This is a genomic window from Pseudomonas sp. GW823-FHT02C02, assembly GCF_058797635.1.
Map to the genome: position 1 here is coordinate 20,216 of NZ_JBXAJV010000026.1, position 17,638 is coordinate 37,853.

The 17,638-nt window shown below is 60.1% G+C and carries 17 protein-coding genes; 11 read left to right on the top strand and 6 right to left on the bottom strand.

The window, feature by feature from the left end; genetic code table 11:
• The first annotated feature begins 6 nt into the window (after positions 1 to 6).
• The 6 genes from AC1ROI_RS31540 (at position 7) to fdhA (ending at position 7,847) form a co-directional block, all read left to right on the top strand.
• On the top strand, positions 7 to 1,257 hold the full coding sequence (locus tag AC1ROI_RS31540) for a sarcosine oxidase subunit beta (protein WP_007947735.1): 1,251 nt from the start codon (positions 7 to 9) through the stop codon (positions 1,255 to 1,257).
• A 14-nt stretch (positions 1,258 to 1,271) separates the two neighbouring features.
• Entirely contained in the window at positions 1,272 to 1,601 is a 330-nt protein-coding gene (locus AC1ROI_RS31545) for a sarcosine oxidase subunit delta (RefSeq protein WP_010467039.1), read from the top strand.
• Positions 1,598 to 4,615: a sarcosine oxidase subunit alpha gene (locus AC1ROI_RS31550; protein WP_102593738.1), complete on the top strand. Its 3,018-nt coding sequence runs from the start codon at positions 1,598 to 1,600 to the stop codon at positions 4,613 to 4,615. Before AC1ROI_RS31545 ends, AC1ROI_RS31550 begins: the two co-directional genes overlap by 4 nt.
• 149 nt (positions 4,616 to 4,764) lie before the next feature.
• Complete coding sequence (locus tag AC1ROI_RS31555; RefSeq protein WP_010467044.1) at positions 4,765 to 5,397, top strand: sarcosine oxidase subunit gamma; 633 nt, start codon at positions 4,765 to 4,767, stop codon at positions 5,395 to 5,397.
• Positions 5,398 to 5,586: 189 nt separating this feature from the next.
• Positions 5,587 to 6,444 carry a formyltetrahydrofolate deformylase gene (purU, locus tag AC1ROI_RS31560; protein ID WP_010467046.1) on the top strand — a complete coding sequence of 286 codons (858 nt, stop codon included), beginning with the start codon at positions 5,587 to 5,589 and terminating at the stop codon, positions 6,442 to 6,444.
• A gap of 203 nt (positions 6,445 to 6,647) precedes the next feature.
• Positions 6,648 to 7,847, top strand: a complete 1,200-nt coding sequence (gene fdhA / locus AC1ROI_RS31565) for a formaldehyde dehydrogenase, glutathione-independent (protein WP_077747277.1) — start codon at positions 6,648 to 6,650, stop codon at positions 7,845 to 7,847.
• 65 nt (positions 7,848 to 7,912) lie between these two features.
• Here fdhA and AC1ROI_RS31570 read toward each other — a convergent pair whose 3' ends face one another.
• Together AC1ROI_RS31570 and AC1ROI_RS31575 are read right to left on the bottom strand one after the other, a co-directional pair.
• Positions 7,913 to 8,497, bottom strand: coding sequence for a DUF3757 domain-containing protein (locus tag AC1ROI_RS31570; protein WP_146020186.1), 585 nt, complete (start codon positions 8,495 to 8,497; stop codon positions 7,913 to 7,915).
• 273 nt (positions 8,498 to 8,770) lie between these two features.
• A complete protein-coding gene (locus tag AC1ROI_RS31575; RefSeq protein WP_083375610.1) occupies positions 8,771 to 8,983 on the bottom strand; it encodes a cold-shock protein in 213 nt (70 codons plus the stop codon).
• 321 nt (positions 8,984 to 9,304) lie between these two features.
• Here AC1ROI_RS31575 and AC1ROI_RS31580 point away from each other — a divergent pair, with 321 nt between their 5' ends.
• Positions 9,305 to 9,859: a DUF2780 domain-containing protein gene (locus tag AC1ROI_RS31580; RefSeq protein WP_102593741.1), complete on the top strand. Its 555-nt coding sequence runs from the start codon at positions 9,305 to 9,307 to the stop codon at positions 9,857 to 9,859.
• A gap of 1 nt (position 9,860) precedes the next feature.
• Here the strand turns inward: AC1ROI_RS31580 and yihG are convergent, their stop codons facing one another.
• A complete protein-coding gene (yihG, locus tag AC1ROI_RS31585; protein ID WP_102593742.1) occupies positions 9,861 to 10,748 on the bottom strand; it encodes a 1-acylglycerol-3-phosphate O-acyltransferase, YihG family in 888 nt (295 codons plus the stop codon).
• Between the two features lie 339 nt (positions 10,749 to 11,087).
• Between yihG and rloA2 the strand changes: the two genes are divergently transcribed.
• The 4 genes from rloA2 (at position 11,088) to creD (ending at position 15,300) form a co-directional block, all read left to right on the top strand.
• Entirely contained in the window at positions 11,088 to 11,594 is a 507-nt protein-coding gene (gene rloA2, locus AC1ROI_RS31590; protein ID WP_010467060.1) for a retropepsin-like aspartic peptidase RloA2, read from the top strand.
• 59 nt (positions 11,595 to 11,653) lie between these two features.
• The gene (gene creB, locus AC1ROI_RS31595) at positions 11,654 to 12,334 is read left to right on the top strand and encodes a two-component system response regulator CreB (RefSeq protein WP_010467062.1); all 681 of its coding nucleotides are present in this window, start codon (positions 11,654 to 11,656) and stop codon (positions 12,332 to 12,334) included.
• Entirely contained in the window at positions 12,334 to 13,752 is a 1,419-nt protein-coding gene (gene creC / locus AC1ROI_RS31600; RefSeq protein ID WP_102593744.1) for a two-component system sensor histidine kinase CreC, read from the top strand. The genes creB and creC overlap by 1 nt, the downstream gene beginning before the upstream one ends.
• Positions 13,753 to 13,929: 177 nt before the next feature.
• Positions 13,930 to 15,300 carry a cell envelope integrity protein CreD gene (creD, locus tag AC1ROI_RS31605; protein WP_102593745.1) on the top strand — a complete coding sequence of 457 codons (1,371 nt, stop codon included), beginning with the start codon at positions 13,930 to 13,932 and terminating at the stop codon, positions 15,298 to 15,300.
• A gap of 210 nt (positions 15,301 to 15,510) precedes the next feature.
• Here creD and AC1ROI_RS31610 read toward each other — a convergent pair whose 3' ends face one another.
• The 3 genes from AC1ROI_RS31610 to AC1ROI_RS31620 form a co-directional block, all read right to left on the bottom strand.
• Positions 15,511 to 16,140 carry a glutathione S-transferase gene (locus AC1ROI_RS31610; RefSeq protein WP_102593753.1) on the bottom strand — a complete coding sequence of 210 codons (630 nt, stop codon included), beginning with the start codon at positions 16,138 to 16,140 and terminating at the stop codon, positions 15,511 to 15,513.
• Between the two features lie 157 nt (positions 16,141 to 16,297).
• Entirely contained in the window at positions 16,298 to 16,477 is a 180-nt protein-coding gene (locus tag AC1ROI_RS31615; protein ID WP_010467072.1) for a hypothetical protein, read from the bottom strand.
• Positions 16,474 to 17,604, bottom strand: a complete 1,131-nt coding sequence (locus AC1ROI_RS31620; protein ID WP_102593747.1) for a PepSY-associated TM helix domain-containing protein — start codon at positions 17,602 to 17,604, stop codon at positions 16,474 to 16,476. Before AC1ROI_RS31620 ends, AC1ROI_RS31615 begins: the two co-directional genes overlap by 4 nt.
• Between the last annotated feature and the right edge of the window lie 34 nt (positions 17,605 to 17,638).

Genomic DNA, 17,638 nt, shown 5'->3' on the forward strand with positions numbered 1-17,638 from the left:
ATGACTATGCAACGCTACTCGGGCTTCGGCCTCTTCAAACACTCCCTCAGCCATCACGAAAACTGGCAGAAAATGTGGCGCACGCCGACCCCTAAAAAGGTCTATGACGTGGTCATCGTCGGCGGTGGCGGGCATGGTCTCGCCACGGCTTACTACCTGGCCAAAGAGCACGGCATCACCAACGTGGCCGTGGTCGAGAAAGGCTGGCTGGGCGGCGGTAACACCGCGCGCAACACCACCATCGTTCGCTCCAACTACCTGTGGGACGAGTCGGCGCACCTGTACGAACACGCGATGAAATTGTGGGAAGGCCTGTCCCAGGATCTGAACTACAACGTCATGTTCTCCCAGCGCGGCGTTTACAACCTGTGCCACACCCTGCAAGACATCCGTGATTCCGAGCGTCGGGTCAGCGCCAACCGCCTCAACGGCGTCGACGGCGAACTGCTCGATGCCAAGCAAGTGGCCGACGAGATCCCGTACCTCGACTGCTCGAAGAACACTCGCTACCCGGTGATGGGCGCAACCGTTCAGCGTCGCGGCGGCGTGGCCCGTCACGATGCCGTGGCGTGGGGCTTTGCCCGTGCCGCCGACGCACTGGGCGTGGACCTGATCCAGCAGACCGAGGTGATCGGCTTCCGCAAGGAAAACGGCGTGTGCATCGGCGTTGAAACCAACAAAGGCTTCATCGGCGCCAAGCGCGTCGGTGTGGTGACCGCCGGTAACTCCGGGCACATGGCCAAGCTGGCCGGTTTCCGCCTGCCGATCGAATCCCACCCGCTGCAAGCGCTGGTGTCCGAGCCGATCAAGCCGATTATCGACAGCGTGATCATGTCCAACGCCGTACACGGTTACATCAGCCAGTCCGACAAGGGCGACCTGGTGATCGGCGCCGGTATCGACGGCTACAACGGCTACGGCCAGCGTGGTTCGTACCCGGTGATCGAACACACCATCCAGGCCATCGTCGAGATGTTCCCGGTGTTGTCCCGCGTGCGCATGAACCGGCAGTGGGGCGGCATCGTCGACACCACACCGGATGCCTGCCCGATCATCTCGAAAACCCCGGTCCCGAACATGTTCTTCAACTGCGGTTGGGGCACCGGCGGCTTCAAGGCCACACCTGGCTCGGGCAACGTGTTTGCCGCGAGTCTGGCCAAGGGTGAAATGCACCCATTGGCTGCACCTTTCTCCATCGACCGTTTCCACAACGGTGCGTTGATCGATGAACACGGCGCTGCTGCGGTTGCCCACTAACAGGAGAAATCCCCATGTTGCATATCTTCTGTCCTCACTGCGGCGAGTTGCGCTCCGAAGAGGAATTCCACGCATCCGGCCAGGCGCACATTCCGCGCCCACTGGATCCGAACACCTGCACCGACGAGGAGTGGGGCGACTACATGTTCTTCCGCGATAACCCTCGCGGTCTGCACCACGAGTTGTGGGATCACGTCGCCGGTTGCCGTCAGTATTTCAACGCGACCCGCGACACCGTGACCTACGAGATTCTCGAGACCTACAAGATCGGCGCCAAGCCGCAGTTCACCGACAAGACCGATAGCCCGAAAGCGGCCACGACGGCTCTGGGAGAGAAGGTATGAGCCAGATCAATCGCCTGTCCAACGGCGGACGGATCGACCGCAACAAAGTGCTGAGCTTCACCTTCAACGGTCAGGTCTACAAAGGCTTTGAAGGCGATTCGCTGGCCGCTGCCCTGCTGGCCAACGGTGTCGACATCATCGGTCGCAGCTTCAAGTACTCCCGTCCGCGCGGCATCTTCGCTGCCGGCGCTGAAGAGCCGAACGCCGTGCTGCAGATCGGCGCGACCGAAGCCACGCAGATCCCGAACGTACGTGCCACGCAACAAGCGCTGTATCAAGGCCTGGTCGCCACCAGCACCAACGGCTGGCCAAGCGTCAACAACGACATGATGGGGATTCTCGGCAAGGTCGGCGGCAAGCTGATGCCGCCGGGCTTCTACTACAAAACCTTCATGTACCCGCAATCGTTCTGGATGACTTACGAGAAGTACATCCGTAAGGCCGCCGGCCTTGGCCGCTCGCCGACCGAGAACGATCCGGATACCTACGACTACATGAACCAGCACTGCGACGTGCTGATCGTCGGCGGTGGCCCCGCAGGTCTGGCCGCTGCACTGGCGGCTGCGCGCAGCGGTGCTCGTGTCATCCTCGCCGATGAACAGGAAGAGTTCGGCGGTAGCCTGCTCGACTCCCGCGAAAGCCTCGACGGCAAGCCAGCGGTCGAGTGGGTCGCCAGCGTCATCGCCGAACTCAAAGACACCCCGGACGTGCTGCTGTTGCCGCGCGCCACGGTCAACGGTTACCACGACCATAACTTCCTGACCATTCACGAGCGCCTGACCGATCACCTCGGCGACCGTGCTCCGATTGGCCAGGTGCGTCAGCGCATCCACCGGGTTCGCGCCAAACGTGTGGTGCTGGCGACCGGCGCTCACGAGCGCCCACTGGTCTACGGCAACAACGACGTGCCGGGCAACATGCTGGCCGGCGCTGTCTCGACTTACGTTCGCCGTTACGGCGTGGCACCGGGCAAGAAACTGGTGCTGTCGACCAACAACGATCACGCCTACCGCGTTGCCCTGGATTGGCTCGATGCCAGCCTGCAAGTGGTGGCCATCGCCGACGCCCGCAGCAATCCGCGCGGTGCATTGGTTGAAGAAGCGCGCGCCAAAGGCATTCGCATCCTGACCGGCAGCGCCGTGATCGAGGCCCGTGGCAGCAAGCACGTGACCGCCGCTCGCGTTGCCGCGATCGATGTCAAAGCACACGCCGTGACCAGCCCTGGCGAGTGGCTTGATTGCGATTTGATCGCCAGCTCCGGTGGTTACAGCCCGGTGGTTCACTTGGCTTCTCACCTGGGTGGCAAACCGATCTGGCGTGAAGACATCCTCGGTTTCGTACCGGGCGAAGCACCGCAGAAACGCGTGTGCGTTGGTGGCATCAACGGCGTCTACGGCCTCGGCGATTCGTTGGCCGATGGTTTTGAAGGCGGCGCTCGCGCAGCCAGCGAAGCCGGTTTCAGTGTGGTCGAAGGCACGTTGCCGAAAGCCCTGAGCCGTCTCGAAGAGCCCACCCTGGCGCTGTTCCAGGTGCCACACGAAAAAGGCACCGCGCGCGGACCGAAGCAATTCGTCGACCTGCAAAACGACGTCACCGCCGCCGCCATCGAACTGGCGACCCGCGAAGGCTTCGAGTCGGTCGAGCACGTCAAACGCTACACCGCACTGGGCTTCGGCACTGACCAGGGCAAGCTCGGCAACGTCAACGGCCTGGCCATCGCCGCCCGTTCGCTGAACGTGACCATCCCGCAGATGGGCACCACCATGTTCCGCCCGAACTACACGCCGGTTACCTTCGGCGCCGTGGCCGGTCGTCACTGTGGGCACATCTTCGAACCGGTGCGTCACACCGCGCTGCATCATTGGCACGTGAAAAACGGCGCCGAGTTTGAAGACGTCGGTCAGTGGAAGCGTCCTTGGTACTTCCCGAAAAACGGTGAAGACATTCACGCTGCCGTTAAACGCGAATGCAAAGCCGTGCGCGACAGCGTCGGCCTGCTGGACGCTTCGACCCTGGGCAAGATCGACATCCAGGGCCCGGACACCCGCGAGTTCCTGAACCGCATCTACACCAACGCCTGGACCAAGCTCGACGTGGGCAAGGCCCGTTACGGCCTGATGTGCAAAGAAGACGGCATGGTGTTCGACGATGGCGTGACCGCATGCCTGGCCGATAACCACTTCGTGATGACCACCACCACCGGCGGCGCTGCTCGCGTGCTGCAATGGCTGGAAATCTACCACCAGACCGAATGGCCAGACCTGAAGGTGTACTTCACGTCCGTGACGGATCACTGGGCAACCATGACCCTGTCCGGGCCGAACAGCCGCAAGCTGCTCAGCGAAGTGACCGACGCCGATCTGAGCAACGAAGCCTTCCCGTTCATGACCTGGAAAGAAGCGTTGGTCGGCGGTGTGCCGGCGCGGATTTTCCGGATTTCGTTTACCGGTGAGCTGTCGTACGAAGTCAACGTGCAAGCCGACTATGCGATGGGCGTGCTCGAGAAAATCGTCGAGGCTGGCAAGCAGTACAACCTGACCCCGTATGGCACCGAAACCATGCACATCCTGCGGGCCGAGAAGGGCTTCATCATCGTCGGTCAGGACACCGACGGCTCGATGACCCCGGACGACCTGAACATGGGCTGGTGTGTCGGTCGCACCAAACCGTTCTCGTGGATTGGCCAGCGTGGCATGAACCGCGAAGACTGCGTGCGTGATCAACGCAAACAGCTGGTGGGCCTGAAGCCGATCGACCCGACCAAATGGCTGCCGGAAGGTGCGCAACTGGTGTTCAACACCAAGCAGACGATCCCGATGACGATGGTCGGTCACGTCACTTCAAGCTACCTGCACAACTCCCTGGGCTATTCGTTTGCCATGGGCGTGGTGAAGGGCGGTTTGAAGCGCATCGGTGAGCGCGTGTTCGCACCGCTGGCCGATGGCAGCGTGATCGAGGCGGAAATCGTTTCTTCGGTGTTCTTCGATCCAAAGGGTGATCGCCAGAACATCTAATGGCTTCGGGTCCTGTGGGGTGCCTGCTACCGCCTTCGCGAGCAGGCTCGCTCCCACAGGAGATCGCGGTCAAATGTGGGAGCTAGCCTGCTGGCGATGACGGCAGTGCAGCCACCACAGGAACCAACAGAATTCAGGAAAGGTGCTTTATGACCGCAGCCAATGTGTACCAACAACGCCCAACCACCGGGGCCAAGGCCGAGTCGTCGCTGCATCATGCCGACCTCGCCAGCCTGGTGGGCAAGGGCCGTAAAAGCGCCGGCGTGATCGTGCGTGAGAAAAAACTCCTCGGCCACCTGACCATTCGTGGTGATGGCCACGATGCGGCGTTCGCCGCTGGCGTGCACAAGGCCCTCGGGATCGAACTGCCGGCCGCGCTGACCGTCGTCGTCAAAGGCGAAACCAGCCTGCAATGGATGGGGCCGGATGAATGGCTGCTGATCGTGCCGACCGGCGAAGAATTCGCGGCCGAGCAAAAACTGCGTGAAGCGCTGGGCGACCTGCACATCGCGATCACCAACGTCAGCGGCGGCCAGCAGATCCTCGAACTGAGCGGCCCGAACGTGCGCCAGGTGCTGATGAAATCCACCAGCTACGACGTGCACCCCAACAGCTTCCCGGTGGGCAAGGCTGTCGGCACCGTGTTTGCCAAGTCGCAACTGGTGATCCGCCACACCGCCGAAGACACCTGGGAACTGCTGATCCGTCGCAGCTTCTCGGATTACTGGTGGTTGTGGTTGCAGGATGCGGCGGCGGAATACGGCCTGAGCGTCCAGGCTTAATGATCGTTCCCCTGTGGCGAGGGAGCTTGCTCCCGCTCGGCTGCGCAGCAGTCGTAAAACCTGAGCCCGCATTCCTCCTGAGGGAATGCGGTCGCTGATTTTGGGGTCGCTTCGCAACCCAGCGGGAGCAAGCTCCCTCGCCACAGAGTTATCTCTGATCACAGTTGTAGCAGCAGGAGTCACCGCACTATGAGCCGCGCCCCAGACACATGGATTCTGACCGCCGACTGCCCAAGCGTCCTCGGCACCGTGGACGCGGTGACCCGCTTTCTGTTCGAGCAGGGCTGCTACGTCACCGAGCACCATTCCTTCGATGACCGGCTCTCGGGCCGTTTCTTCATTCGCGTGGAATTCCGCCAGCCCGATGGCTTCGACGAGCAAGCCTTCCGCGCCGGACTGGAAGAGCGTGGCAAAGCCTTCGGCATGGTCTTCGAGCTGACACCACCGAACTACCGGCCAAAAGTGGTGATCATGGTCTCCAAGGCCGATCACTGCCTCAACGATTTGCTCTACCGCCAACGTATTGGCCAATTGTCGATGGACGTGGCCGCCGTGGTGTCCAACCACCCGGACCTCAAACCGTTGGCCGACTGGCATCAGATTCCGTACTACCACTTCCCGCTGGACCCGAACGACAAGCCGTCGCAAGAGCGTCAGGTGTGGCAGGTGATCGAAGAGTCCGGCGCTGAACTGGTGATCCTTGCCCGCTACATGCAAGTCCTGTCGCCAGAGTTGTGCCGCAAACTCGACGGCAAGGCGATCAACATCCATCACTCGTTGCTGCCGGGTTTCAAGGGCGCCAAGCCTTATCACCAAGCCTACAACAAGGGCGTGAAACTGGTCGGCGCCACGGCGCACTACATCAACAACGACCTGGACGAAGGGCCGATCATCGCCCAGGGCGTGGAGGCGGTGGACCACAGTCATTACCCGGAAGACTTGATCGCCAAAGGTCGGGATATCGAAGGGCTGACCCTGGCGCGGGCCGTCGGGTATCACATTGAACGACGAGTGTTTCTCAACGCCAATCGCACGGTCGTTCTCTAGTTCGCTTTCGCGAGCAGGCCCGCTCCCACCGGTTTTGTGTTGGTCACAGACGTGTGTACACCCCCGATCAAATGTGGGAGCGAGCCTGCTCGCGAAGAGGCCCTATCAGGCAACACAAGACACAGGCAATAACCCGAGCAATCAACGCGCCGCCGCTTCATGGCGACGCGACCGCTACATAAAAACAACAGCGAGGTGAAAGCATGTCTGGCAATCGTGGTGTGGTGTATCTCGGCAATGGCAAGGTCGAGGTGCAAAAAATCGACTATCCGAAAATGCAGGACCCGCGCGGCAGGAAGATTAACCACGCCGTCATCCTGCGTGTGGTTTCCACCAACATCTGTGGTTCCGACCAGCACATGGTGCGCGGCCGTACCACTGCTCAGACTGGCCTGGTGCTGGGCCATGAAATCACTGGCGAAGTGATCGAGAAGGGCAGCGACGTCGAAAACCTGCAGATCGGCGATCTAGTCTCCGTGCCGTTCAACGTGGCTTGCGGGCGCTGCCGTTCCTGCAAGGAAATGCATACCGGTGTTTGCCTCAGCGTTAACCCGGCGCGTCCGGGCGGTGCTTACGGTTATGTCGACATGGGCGACTGGACCGGCGGCCAGGCTGAATACGCGATGGTGCCGTATGCCGACTTCAACCTGCTGAAACTGCCTGATCGTGATCGCGCGATGGAAAAAATCCGCGACCTGACCTGCCTCTCCGACATCCTGCCGACCGGTTACCACGGGGCAGTCACCGCCGGCGTTGGTCCAGGCAGCACCGTGTACATCGCTGGCGCCGGCCCTGTCGGTCTGGCCGCTGCCGCGTCCGCCCGCCTGCTGGGCGCGGCGGTGGTGATTGTTGGTGACGTCAACACCGTCCGCCTGGCACACGCCAAGGCCCAGGGTTTTGAAATCGCCGACCTGTCCCTGGACACCCCGCTGCACGAACAAATCGCTGCGCTGCTGGGCGAACCAGAAGTGGATTGCGCCGTCGACGCCGTAGGCTTCGAAGCGCGCGGCCACGGCCATGACGGTGTGAAACACGAGGCCCCGGCCACCGTGCTCAACTCGCTGATGGGCGTGGTGCGTGTGGCGGGTAAAATCGGTATCCCGGGCCTGTACGTGACCGAAGATCCAGGTGCCGTCGATGCTGCCGCAAAAATGGGCAGCCTCAGCATCCGCTTCGGCTTGGGCTGGGCCAAATCCCACAGCTTCCACACCGGCCAGACGCCCGTGATGAAATACAACCGCCAGCTAATGCAGGCGATCATGTGGGACCGCATTCACATTGCCGACATCGTTGGCGTGGAAGTCATCAGCCTTGATGACGCGCCACGCGGTTATGGCGAGTTCGATGCGGGCGTGCCGAAGAAGTTTGTGATTGATCCGCATAAGTTGTTCAGTGCGGCGTAAGCGTTACGCAAGACGGGAGAAGGGCGACAGAGATGTCGCCCTTTTTTATGGCTGTCCGGTGACACCTAATTGCTCAAAGAGAATGAGCAGTCATTGTTGGGTTTAGAATAACAGCGATTCGATTCGTCCCAATTCGCAGGCGCCGCGGCTTTCCAGTTGACTACATTGTCTAGAAACAAGGCCAGATTTTGGTAGCGGCAACTCAACTGACTGACTTTCACTGGCCCGTTTTCGGTTTCGTCTTCAGTAATATACGCCGCATCTTCAAAAACCAGAGTCTTAACATCGACCGGTTGTCCCGGATCTTCTCCTTTCCAGATATGGCCGGATCTGTCCTTGGCTTCAAAGCCACTCTTTGTTTTGTAAATAGATGAGGGTTCAGGGCAAGTATCTGCGTAGGTATAGTTACTCACGGTCAGGATTGCTAAAACGCTGGCAATAATCTTTGTCTGCATGGTGTCTAACCCCCGTTTGTTTGTCCGTAATAAACACTCGCGTTGATACCTATTGCCAGCTAATTGCCGTAAGTGAAGAAAAACAATAGCTTCAGTTGGTATGTGCGCAAAAGAGAAGCTGGACTTACGGTCAAAACTAAATAGATTTAATGAGGCTTTTTGTCGCTTACCACTATGATGTTCTTTGCGTACCACTGTCCGTTATCGCCTTGGACTAGGTCATACGTCACCTTATCGCCGACCTTTGGATGACGGTCGCCCGGGTTGATGCAAAAGATAATTGGTTGAGTCTCCAGTTCTATATGTTCCAAACTTTTCGATGGCGACGAAGTAGGTTCGTTAATGACTGTAGTATCGAACTTTTCTGTTTTTCGCCTCATCGCCGTGTCTCCGATAAGAATGGCCTGCCCTAACCACTAGGTGGAAGCAGGCCTGGTCGAGTCTTCAACGACTTTGGTCATTGTTTATTTATTCGGTGCGAACCTGCGCAGCCTGTTGACCTTTTTGCCCTTTTTCTGAAACGTAAGATACTGCTTGTCCCTCTTTCAAACTTTTAAAGCCGTCTGATTCAATTGCTTTGAAGTGTACGAAAAGTTCCGCTCCTCCACTATCTGGAGTGATAAATCCAAAGCCCTTTTCATCGTTAAACCATTTAACTATACCTGTTTCTCTGTCAGCCATATTAATGCTTCCTACCAGATCGAAAACGAAGAGGTGCGAGCTGCTATTTAATAACTCACTCCCGATTGCTGTTGTTACAAACTCAGCTTAGTTTGTGCTGCGAAACGGTCGCAACTGTCAGATATGACAGATTTTTATACCGGTTTGATGTAGTCAGGTTGTTTCTTATAGCAGTCAATTAACTGGTCTATCTCATGCTATGCACTTCCAAAGGCAAAAAATGCCTGCGCCAGCAAGGAACAACACCCCCCAAACCCCGGTCAAATCGGCAGTTTTCCCGCCCACACACGGGTGGCTCTCACGGCGCAAGAGGATGTCTGGATGAAGATTTCACGCGGTTTAGCACTGGCTTCGCTGATGACCCTCGCGGCCAGCCCGGTCTTCGCCGGTTTCAGCCTGGACGATGTGACCAAAGCGGCTTCGAGCATGCAGGGGGGTAATGCTGCCGCAGCGGCTGCGCCAACGTCAGAAACGGCCGGATTGTTGAGCGCGCTCAGCGAATTGAACGTGACACCTCAACAGGCCGTCGGCGGGACTGGGGCGATGCTGGGGCTGGCGAAGAATCAGTTGAACTCGACCGATTACTCGGAACTGGCCAAAAGCGTTCCGGGTATCGACAAGTTGTCCGGCGGCGGTGAGCTGGGTGCGCTGGCCGGCCTGCTTGGGTCTTCCGGCAAGGCGGCCGGTCTGGACAATGCCTTTGGTGCCGTGAAGAACACCAACGATCTGAACAACGCTTTCAGCGCGTTGGGCATGGACAGCGGCATGATCGGCCAGTTTGCCCCGGTGCTGTTGCAATACCTCGGTCAGCAGGGCGTTGGTGGCTCGTTGCTGGAAAGCCTGGGCGGGATCTGGGGCGCCGGCACCGGCAGTTGATTCAACGGCGCTCGGCGCACAACGCGTCGATGCGTTGATCCTTCTCGATCCAGAGCTGGTTGACCCAGTTCTGGACCGTTTCGCGAAACACCGGATCGTTTTCGTAATCGCCTTGCCACAGCGCCGGGTCGAGTTCTCGGGTCTTGATGTCGATGATGACCCTCGGCACGTTGCCACTGATCAAATCCCAAAACCCCGGAATCTGCTGCTGCGGATACACCACCGTCACATCAAGCACGGCATCCAGCTGTTCGCCCATTGCCGCCAGGACAAACGCCACGCCGCCGGCCTTGGGCTTGAGCAGGTGAGTGAAGGGTGACTGCTGCTGAGTGCTTTTCGCTGCGGTGTATCGGGTGCCTTCCAGATAATTGACCACGGTCACCGGCTGACGCTTGTACAACTCGCACGCCGCTTTAGTGATTTCCAGATCCTTGCCGGCCAGCTCAGGGTGCTTGGCCAGGAATGACTTGGTGTAGCGCTTCATGAACGGATAATCCAGGGCCCACCACGCCAGCCCCAGGAATGGCACCCAGATCAGTTCCTTCTTGAGGAAGAACTTGAAGAACGGCGTGCGGCGGTTCAGGGCCTGGATCAACGCCGGGATATCGACCCAGGATTGATGGTTGCTGATCACCAGGTATGAGGTATCGACGCGCAGACCCTCGCCACCACGAATGTCCCACTGGGTCGGGATGCACCACTTGAAGATCAGCTTGTCGATCTCGGCCCAGGTTTCGGCGATCCACATCACCGCCCATGAGGCGTAGTCGCGATAGCGACCAGGCAAGACCAGTTTGAGCAGCGCAAACACCATCAGCGGCCCGATCAGGACCAGGGTGTTGAGCAACAGCAGCAGGGTAACGAAACAGCCGGTGAGCAGGCGGCGCATAAGTAACTCTTGAAAGCGTTTGGGCGCGTCATGATATTCAGCTTCGGGCCGCAGGCCAAATCGGCGGTGACGAATGTTTCACCTTTACATCGTTATGCTTGCCGCCTGATGAGATCACCTGTGGCGAGGGAGCTTGCTCCCGCCGGGCTGCGAAGCGGCCCCAAAAGCTAATGTGAAGCGGCGTGTCAGGAACACCGAGTTGAATGGATTTACGGCGGCTTCGCCGCCCAACGGGAGCAAGCTCCCTCGCCACAAAGCTAGGTGGCCGTCCAACTATCTTTGTTGTTTGCGGTCTAGAATTTGGCCACTGCGCCCCCATTCCCAAAGGATGCCCATTACGTGAAATCCCTCCTTGCACTGCTTTCTCTCGTGGCCCTGCCGGTCCTGGCCGCCGAGCCGACGCTGTACGGGCGTTACGAATACATTGCGCTGCCGGAAATCGGCGGCGAAGTCCTCAAGGCCAAAATGGACACCGGCGCCCTGACGGCCTCGCTGTCGGCCAAGGACATCGAAACCTTCACCCGCGACGGCGACGAGTGGGTCCGTTTCCGCCTCGCCACCAAAGACGCGAGCAACAAGGTCTACGAGCATAAGGTTGCGCGGATCAGCAAGATCAAGACCCGCTCCGAAGAGGATGACGATGACAAGGAAGCCGTCGAGCCGACCAAGCGCCCGGTAGTCGATCTGGAACTGTGCCTGGGCAACGTCAAGCGCACCGTCGAGGTCAACCTTACCGACCGCAGCAGCTTCAACTATCCGCTGTTGATCGGTGCCAAGGCCTTGCGTGAATTCGGTGCGGCGGTCAACCCGGCGCGGCGTTTCACGGCCGACAAACCCGACTGCTGATTGACGGAACGAGAGGCTTGGGGCACCGTTCGCCCACTTAACTGCCGGGCTCGGACGCCATGCCTCATATCCTGATTGTCGAAGACGAAGCGGCGATTGCCGACACCCTGATATTCGCGTTGCAGGGCGAGGGGTTCACCACGACCTGGTTGAGCCTCGGCGCGGCGGCGCTGGAGCATCAGCGCCAGACCCCGGCCGACCTGATCATTCTCGACATCGGCCTGCCAGACATCAGCGGCTTCGAGACCTGCAAGCAACTGCGGCGTTTCAGCGAAGTGCCGGTAATCTTCCTCAGCGCCCGTGACGCAGAAATCGACCGCGTCGTGGGCCTGGAAATCGGCGCCGACGACTACGTGGTCAAGCCGTTCAGCCCCCGGGAAGTCGCGGCGCGGGTCCGGGCGATTCTCAAGCGCATGGCGCCGCGACCGGTGGCCGAAGTCTCATCGGCGTTGTTTCGGGTCGACTGCGAACGCGTGCAGATCAGCTATCGCAATCAACCATTGAATCTCACCCGGCACGAATTCCGTCTGCTGCAATGCCTGCTGGAACAACCCGAACGCGTCTTCAGTCGCGAGCAATTGCTCGATGCGCTGGGCGTGGCCGCCGATGCCGGTTACGAGCGCAGCATCGACAGCCATATCAAAAGCGTGCGCGCCAAATTGCGTCTGGTGAAGGCTGACGCCGAACCGATCCAGACCCATCGCGGCCTCGGTTACAGCTACAGCCCGGGGCACAGCTGATGCCGTTGGGGATCCGGATTTTCCTGGTCTACGTGCTGTTTATCGGCCTGACCGGTTACTTCGTGCTCAACACCGTGATGGAAGAAATCCGCCCAGGGGTGCGCCAGTCCACGGAAGAAACCCTGGTCGACACCGCCAACCTGATGGCCGAGATCCTGCGCGACGATTTCAAGGCCGGCACCCTCAACCAGAACCGCTGGCCCGAGCTGCTCAGGGCCTATGGCGAACGGCAGCCGAAGGCAAGCATCTGGGGCTTGCCGAAGAACCAGGTCAACCACCGGATTTACGTCACCGACGCCAAAGGCCTCGTGGTGCTGGACTCCAGTGGCGCAGCGGTGGGGCAGGACTATTCACGATGGAACGACGTCTACCTGACGTTGCGCGGTGAATACGGCGCACGTTCCACCCGCAGCGATCCGAACGATGCGACCTCTTCGGTGATGCACGTCGGCGCGCCAATTCGCGACAACGGCCAGATCATCGGCGTGGTCACCGTGGCCAAGCCCAACAGTTCGTTGCAGCCTTACGTGGATCGCACCGAACGTCGATTGCTCGCTTATGGCGCCGGGTTGATCGGCCTGGGCCTGCTGTTCGGCGCGCTGTTGTCGTGGTGGTTGAGCGCGGCGCTGCGGCGGTTGACCGCCTATGCCCAAGCGGTGAGTGAGGGCCGGCGCGTCGAGGTGCCGCATTATCGCGGCGGGGAGTTGGAGCAACTGGCGACGGCGGTGGAACAGATGCGAACCCAGCTGGAAGGCAAAGCCTACGTCGAGCGTTATGTGCACACCCTGACCCATGAATTGAAAAGCCCATTGGCGGCGATTCGCGGTGCAGCGGAGTTGCTGCAAGGTGAAATGCCGTTGGCTCAGCAGCAGCGTTTCGTCAGCAACATCGACAGTGAAAGTGTGCGGATGCAGCAGTTGATTGAGCGGTTGCTGAACCTGGCCCAGGTCGAACAGCGTCAAGGGCTGGAAGAGCGGGTGGCGGTGCCGTTGGCGGGTTTGGTGGATGAGTTGCTCAACGCCCAGGCCGCGCGGATCGAAGGGAAAAAGTTGCGCGTGGAACAGAGGATTGCGCCGGATATGACCCTGCATGGCGAGCCGTTTCTGTTGCGTCAGGCGCTGGGGAATCTGCTGGAGAATGCTTTGGATTTCACCCCGCCTCAGGGGCTGCTGCGGTTCAGCGCCGAGAGGGTCGGTGAGCAGATCGAGTTCAGGTTGTTCAATCAGGCCGAGGCGATTCCCGACTATGCGTTACCGCGTTTGAGCGAGCGTTTCTACTCGCTGCCGCGCCCGGACAGTGGGCGCAAGAGCACCGGGTTGGGGCTTAACTTTGTGGAAGAAGTGGTGAAGCTGCATGGTGGGGCATTGAGCATCGGCAATGTCCAGGGTGGTGTTGAAGTCAGGTTGCACCTGGCTTAGGACCGAGTTGCGGCCCATCGCGAGCAGGCTCACTCCTGCAGGGGGACCGCAGATCAACTGTGGGAGCGAGCCTGCTCGCGATGGGGCCGGCCCAGACTCCACACAATCTCCATATTCCCCTCATAAATCCCCCACACACCGATTCCAGACTCTCCCCATCCAAACAGGGAGAGTCCCATGAACCGCAGCCTGACCCTAAAACTCGGGGCAATCGCCCTTCTGATTCTGCTATTGCTGATTCCGTTGCTGATGATCAACGGCGTCATCCAGGACCGCCAGCAATTGCGCGACGGTGTGCTTGAAGACATTGCCCGCAGCTCCAGCTACAGCCAGCAACTGAGCGGGCCGCTGATGGTGGTGCCGTATCGCAAAGTGGTGCGCACCTGGAAGCTCAACGAAAAAACCAACCAGCGTTATCAGGAAGTCGGTGAGGAGCGCGGTCGTCTGTATTTCCTCCCGGAACGCTTCGAACTCGATGGCCAAGTGCAGACCGAACTGCGCTCCCGAGGCATTTACGAGGCGCGACTGTTCCACGCCGACAACCGCATCAGCGGGCATTTCTCGGTCCCGGCGCAACTGGGCATCAAGGAAGACTTCGCCGATTACCAGTTCGACCAACCGTTTCTGGCGGTCGGGATCAGCGACATTCGCGGCATCGAAAACGCCCTGAAACTCGAACTCAATGACCAGCGGCTGGACTTTGTTCCGGGGACCCAGGTGGGCTGGTTAGGCGAAGGTGTACACGTGACATTGCCAGCGCTGGATGCCAGGCAATCCACGGAATTGACCTTCGGTTTCGACCTGCGGCTGCAAGGCACCGGTCAGTTGCAGATCCTTCCCGTGGGCAAGACCAGCAAGGTGTCGCTGAGCGCCAACTGGCCGCACCCAAGCTTTATCGGCAACTACCTGCCGGCCCAGCGTGAAGTCACCGATCAGGGGTTTACCGCCAACTGGCAGACCTCGTTTTTCTCCACCAACCTGCAGGAAGCGCTGAGCAGTTGCGTATCCGGCGGTGGGTGCGAGGCGTACAGCGGCCGCAGCTTTGGCGTGAGTTTCATTGATCCGGTGGACCAATACCTCAAGAGCGACCGAGCGATCAAATACGCACTGCTGTTTATCGTGCTGACCTTCGCCGGCTTCTTCCTCTTCGAAGTGCTGAAAAGCCTCGCGGTGCACCCGGTGCAATATGCATTGGTGGGGGTTGCGCTGGCGTTCTTCTACCTGTTGCTGCTGTCGCTGTCGGAGCACATCGGTTTTGCCCTGGCTTATCTGTTGTCGGCCGGCGGCTGCGTGTTGCTGATCGGGTTCTATGTCTGCCATGTGTTGCGAAGCGCGCGTCACGGCTTGAGCTTTTCGGCGGGGTTGGCGGCGTTGTATGGCTTGCTCTACGGCTTGTTGAGTGCCGAGGACTACGCGTTGTTGATGGGCTCGTTGTTGCTGTTCGGCTTGCTCGGCGTGTTCATGGTGCTGACCCGCAAGCTGGATTGGTACGGGATCGGGCAGAAGCCGGCCAAGCCGTTGGCGTTTGATCTGGGGGCGGTGGAATGAGCCGGTCGGTGGGGTTGCGCGAGGATCAGCGGGAGGGGGAAGAGTTGGCGAAGCAGATATTCGGTTTGTTTCCTGTTGACCCGGTGTGGTGCCATCGTGAGCAGGCTCGGTCCCACAAGGGATCTGCAGTGAACACAAGGTTCGTGCACACCACCGATCAACTGTGGGAGCGAGCCTGCTCGCGATGAGGCCGGTACAGCCAGCGAAGATCTAGACCTTCGGCATCGTCGCCACCATCGACGGCCGCTGGCTCACCTCGAAATACCAGGCCGCCAATTGCGGATTCGCCTCGCGCCATTGCAGATCCGGGTGGCGCAGGTCGAGGTAACCCAGCGCACACGCCACGCTGATCGCCGCCACATCGAAATGGCTGGTCAGCTCGGCAATCGCGTCCTTCTCCAACAGCGCCAGCGCGCGACGAATCTTGTCGCGCTGGCCATCGAGCCATTCGTCCCACTGTTTTTCGGGGGCGCGCAGGACCACTTCATAACGAACCATCACCGAAGCGTCCATGATCCCGTCGGCCAGCGAGGCCAGGGTCAAACGGCGCCAGCGGGCCGAGCCGTCGCGGGGGATCAGCGGGTTGCCGACGTGTTGATGATCGAGGTAATCGAGGATCACCCGGCTGTCATGGATAACGTTGCCGTCGGCCAGGCGCAGGGCCGGGATCTTGCCCAGCGGGTTGTCTTCGTTGAGCGCCTGATCCGGGCTTACCGGTGTGAGCACGCAGTCTTGCAGCGCCACGCGGTCGGTCTGACCGGTTTCGTGCAGCAGCACCATGACTTTGCGGACGAAGGGCGATAACGAATTGTGGAACAGGGTCATGCTGGGGGCGGACATGGCAGCATCTCGGAGTTGGGCAATGCTGGGCAGCATAGCGCGTTCAAGAGATTGCTCAAGATCGTGGGGGCGAGCCTGCTCGCGAAGAGGTCGTTTACATTCAGCACCCCTGTTGAATGTCAGGCCGCCATCGCGAGCAGGCTCGCTCCCACAAGGATCAGCGGCGTTGCAGCAGGCCGCGCAGGGCCAGGACGGCAGGGACGCCCAAGCCAAGCCAGCTCAAGGCATCCCACACGCCGTCGCCCAGCAACGCGGCGAACAACCCCGCGGCACTGAGCAGCGCGATCACGGTGGGCGTGGCGAAGACCTTCCAGAAGTTCGACTGTCGTGGCCTCATGCTTGAGCCTCCGCTTGCTCGAGCGCAGGTTTCGCCGCCTTGCGCCGCACTACCCACAGATAAACCCCGCTGCCCAGCACGACGATGGTCAGCCCATCCAGAGTCGCCCAGAGGATTTTCATCGGCATGCCACCGTAATCACCAAAGTGCAGGGGTTGCGACATGCCCATGGCGTCCATGTACCACGGTCGTTCCGCCACCGCCGTGACTTGCAGGGTGCTGGCGTCAATCAACACCGGGGTCAGCAGGTGCGAAGTCAGGTGGGTGCTGCCTTTCATGAACACGGCGTAATGGTGTTCGCTGGAAAACCGCGTGCCGGGGAAGGCGATGAAATCGGGTTGCATGCCCGGCGCGACTTCCTTGGCGATGTCGAGTAAACGGGTCGCGGGTGCCAATTGCGTCAGCGGTGGCGCGTCGCGGTAGGGCGCGATCATCGTGCTCAGTGCGTCGTTGCGCCAGGCGGCGATCAGCAGGTCGGCGCAGGCACTGATCACGCCGGTCACCCCGACCACCAGTGCCCAGGTCAGGGTGACCACGCCGATCAGGTTATGCAGGTCGAGCCAGCGCAGGCGAGTGGACTTGTCCTGGCGCACGCTGGCGAATTTCAAGCGGCGCATGAACGGCAGGTACAGCACCGTCCCGGAAATGATGGCCACGACAAACATCAGCCCCATGAACGCCAGCAACAACTTGCCCGGCAGACCGGCGAACATGTCCACGTGCAGGCGCAGCATCACCATCATGAAACCGCCGTTGGCCGACGGCATCTCCAGCGCTTCGCCGGTGCGGGCGTCGAGCATGAAGGTGTGCGACGAATTGGGCTCGGTACCGGCGGTGGCCGCCATGATGGCGATCGCGGCGTTGGGCTCTTCTTCGTCGAAGCCGAAATACTGCATGACTTCGCCGGGGCGATGTTCTTCCGCCGCCTGCACCAACTGCTGCAAATTCAGCTGCGGGGTGTCCGCCGGCATTTGCTTCAACTCGGCGGCATCGCCCAGCAGGTGGTCGATCTCGTGGTGGAAGATCAACGGCAGGCCGGTCAGCGCCAGCATCAGCAGGAACACGGTGCAGATCAGGCTGGTCCAGGTGTGGATGAACGACCAGCGGCGAATTGTTTTACTTTTCATTTGATGGCCTTCAGAAATACCAAAGCCGTCCCCG

Bases quoted from the DNA above. Each gene is read 5' to 3' on its own strand.
- creB (WP_010467062.1), top strand. From the start codon at position 11,654: ATGCCTCATATCCTGATTGTCGAAGACGAAGCGGCGATTGCCGACACC.
- AC1ROI_RS31545 (WP_010467039.1), top strand. From the start codon at position 1,272: ATGTTGCATATCTTCTGTCCTCACTGCGGCGAGTTGCGCTCCGAAGAG.
- purU (WP_010467046.1), top strand. From the start codon at position 5,587: ATGAGCCGCGCCCCAGACACATGGATTCTGACCGCCGACTGCCCAAGC.
- creC (WP_102593744.1), top strand. From the start codon at position 12,334: ATGCCGTTGGGGATCCGGATTTTCCTGGTCTACGTGCTGTTTATCGGC.
- AC1ROI_RS31580 (WP_102593741.1), top strand. From the start codon at position 9,305: ATGAAGATTTCACGCGGTTTAGCACTGGCTTCGCTGATGACCCTCGCG.
- yihG (WP_102593742.1), bottom strand. From the start codon at position 10,748: ATGCGCCGCCTGCTCACCGGCTGTTTCGTTACCCTGCTGCTGTTGCTC.
- AC1ROI_RS31615 (WP_010467072.1), bottom strand. From the start codon at position 16,477: ATGAGGCCACGACAGTCGAACTTCTGGAAGGTCTTCGCCACGCCCACC.
- fdhA (WP_077747277.1), top strand. From the start codon at position 6,648: ATGTCTGGCAATCGTGGTGTGGTGTATCTCGGCAATGGCAAGGTCGAG.
- AC1ROI_RS31555 (WP_010467044.1), top strand. From the start codon at position 4,765: ATGACCGCAGCCAATGTGTACCAACAACGCCCAACCACCGGGGCCAAG.
- AC1ROI_RS31620 (WP_102593747.1), bottom strand. From the start codon at position 17,604: ATGAAAAGTAAAACAATTCGCCGCTGGTCGTTCATCCACACCTGGACC.
- AC1ROI_RS31550 (WP_102593738.1), top strand. From the start codon at position 1,598: ATGAGCCAGATCAATCGCCTGTCCAACGGCGGACGGATCGACCGCAAC.
- AC1ROI_RS31575 (WP_083375610.1), bottom strand. From the start codon at position 8,983: ATGGCTGACAGAGAAACAGGTATAGTTAAATGGTTTAACGATGAAAAG.
- creD (WP_102593745.1), top strand. From the start codon at position 13,930: ATGAACCGCAGCCTGACCCTAAAACTCGGGGCAATCGCCCTTCTGATT.
- AC1ROI_RS31540 (WP_007947735.1), top strand. From the start codon at position 7: ATGCAACGCTACTCGGGCTTCGGCCTCTTCAAACACTCCCTCAGCCAT.
- AC1ROI_RS31610 (WP_102593753.1), bottom strand. From the start codon at position 16,140: ATGTCCGCCCCCAGCATGACCCTGTTCCACAATTCGTTATCGCCCTTC.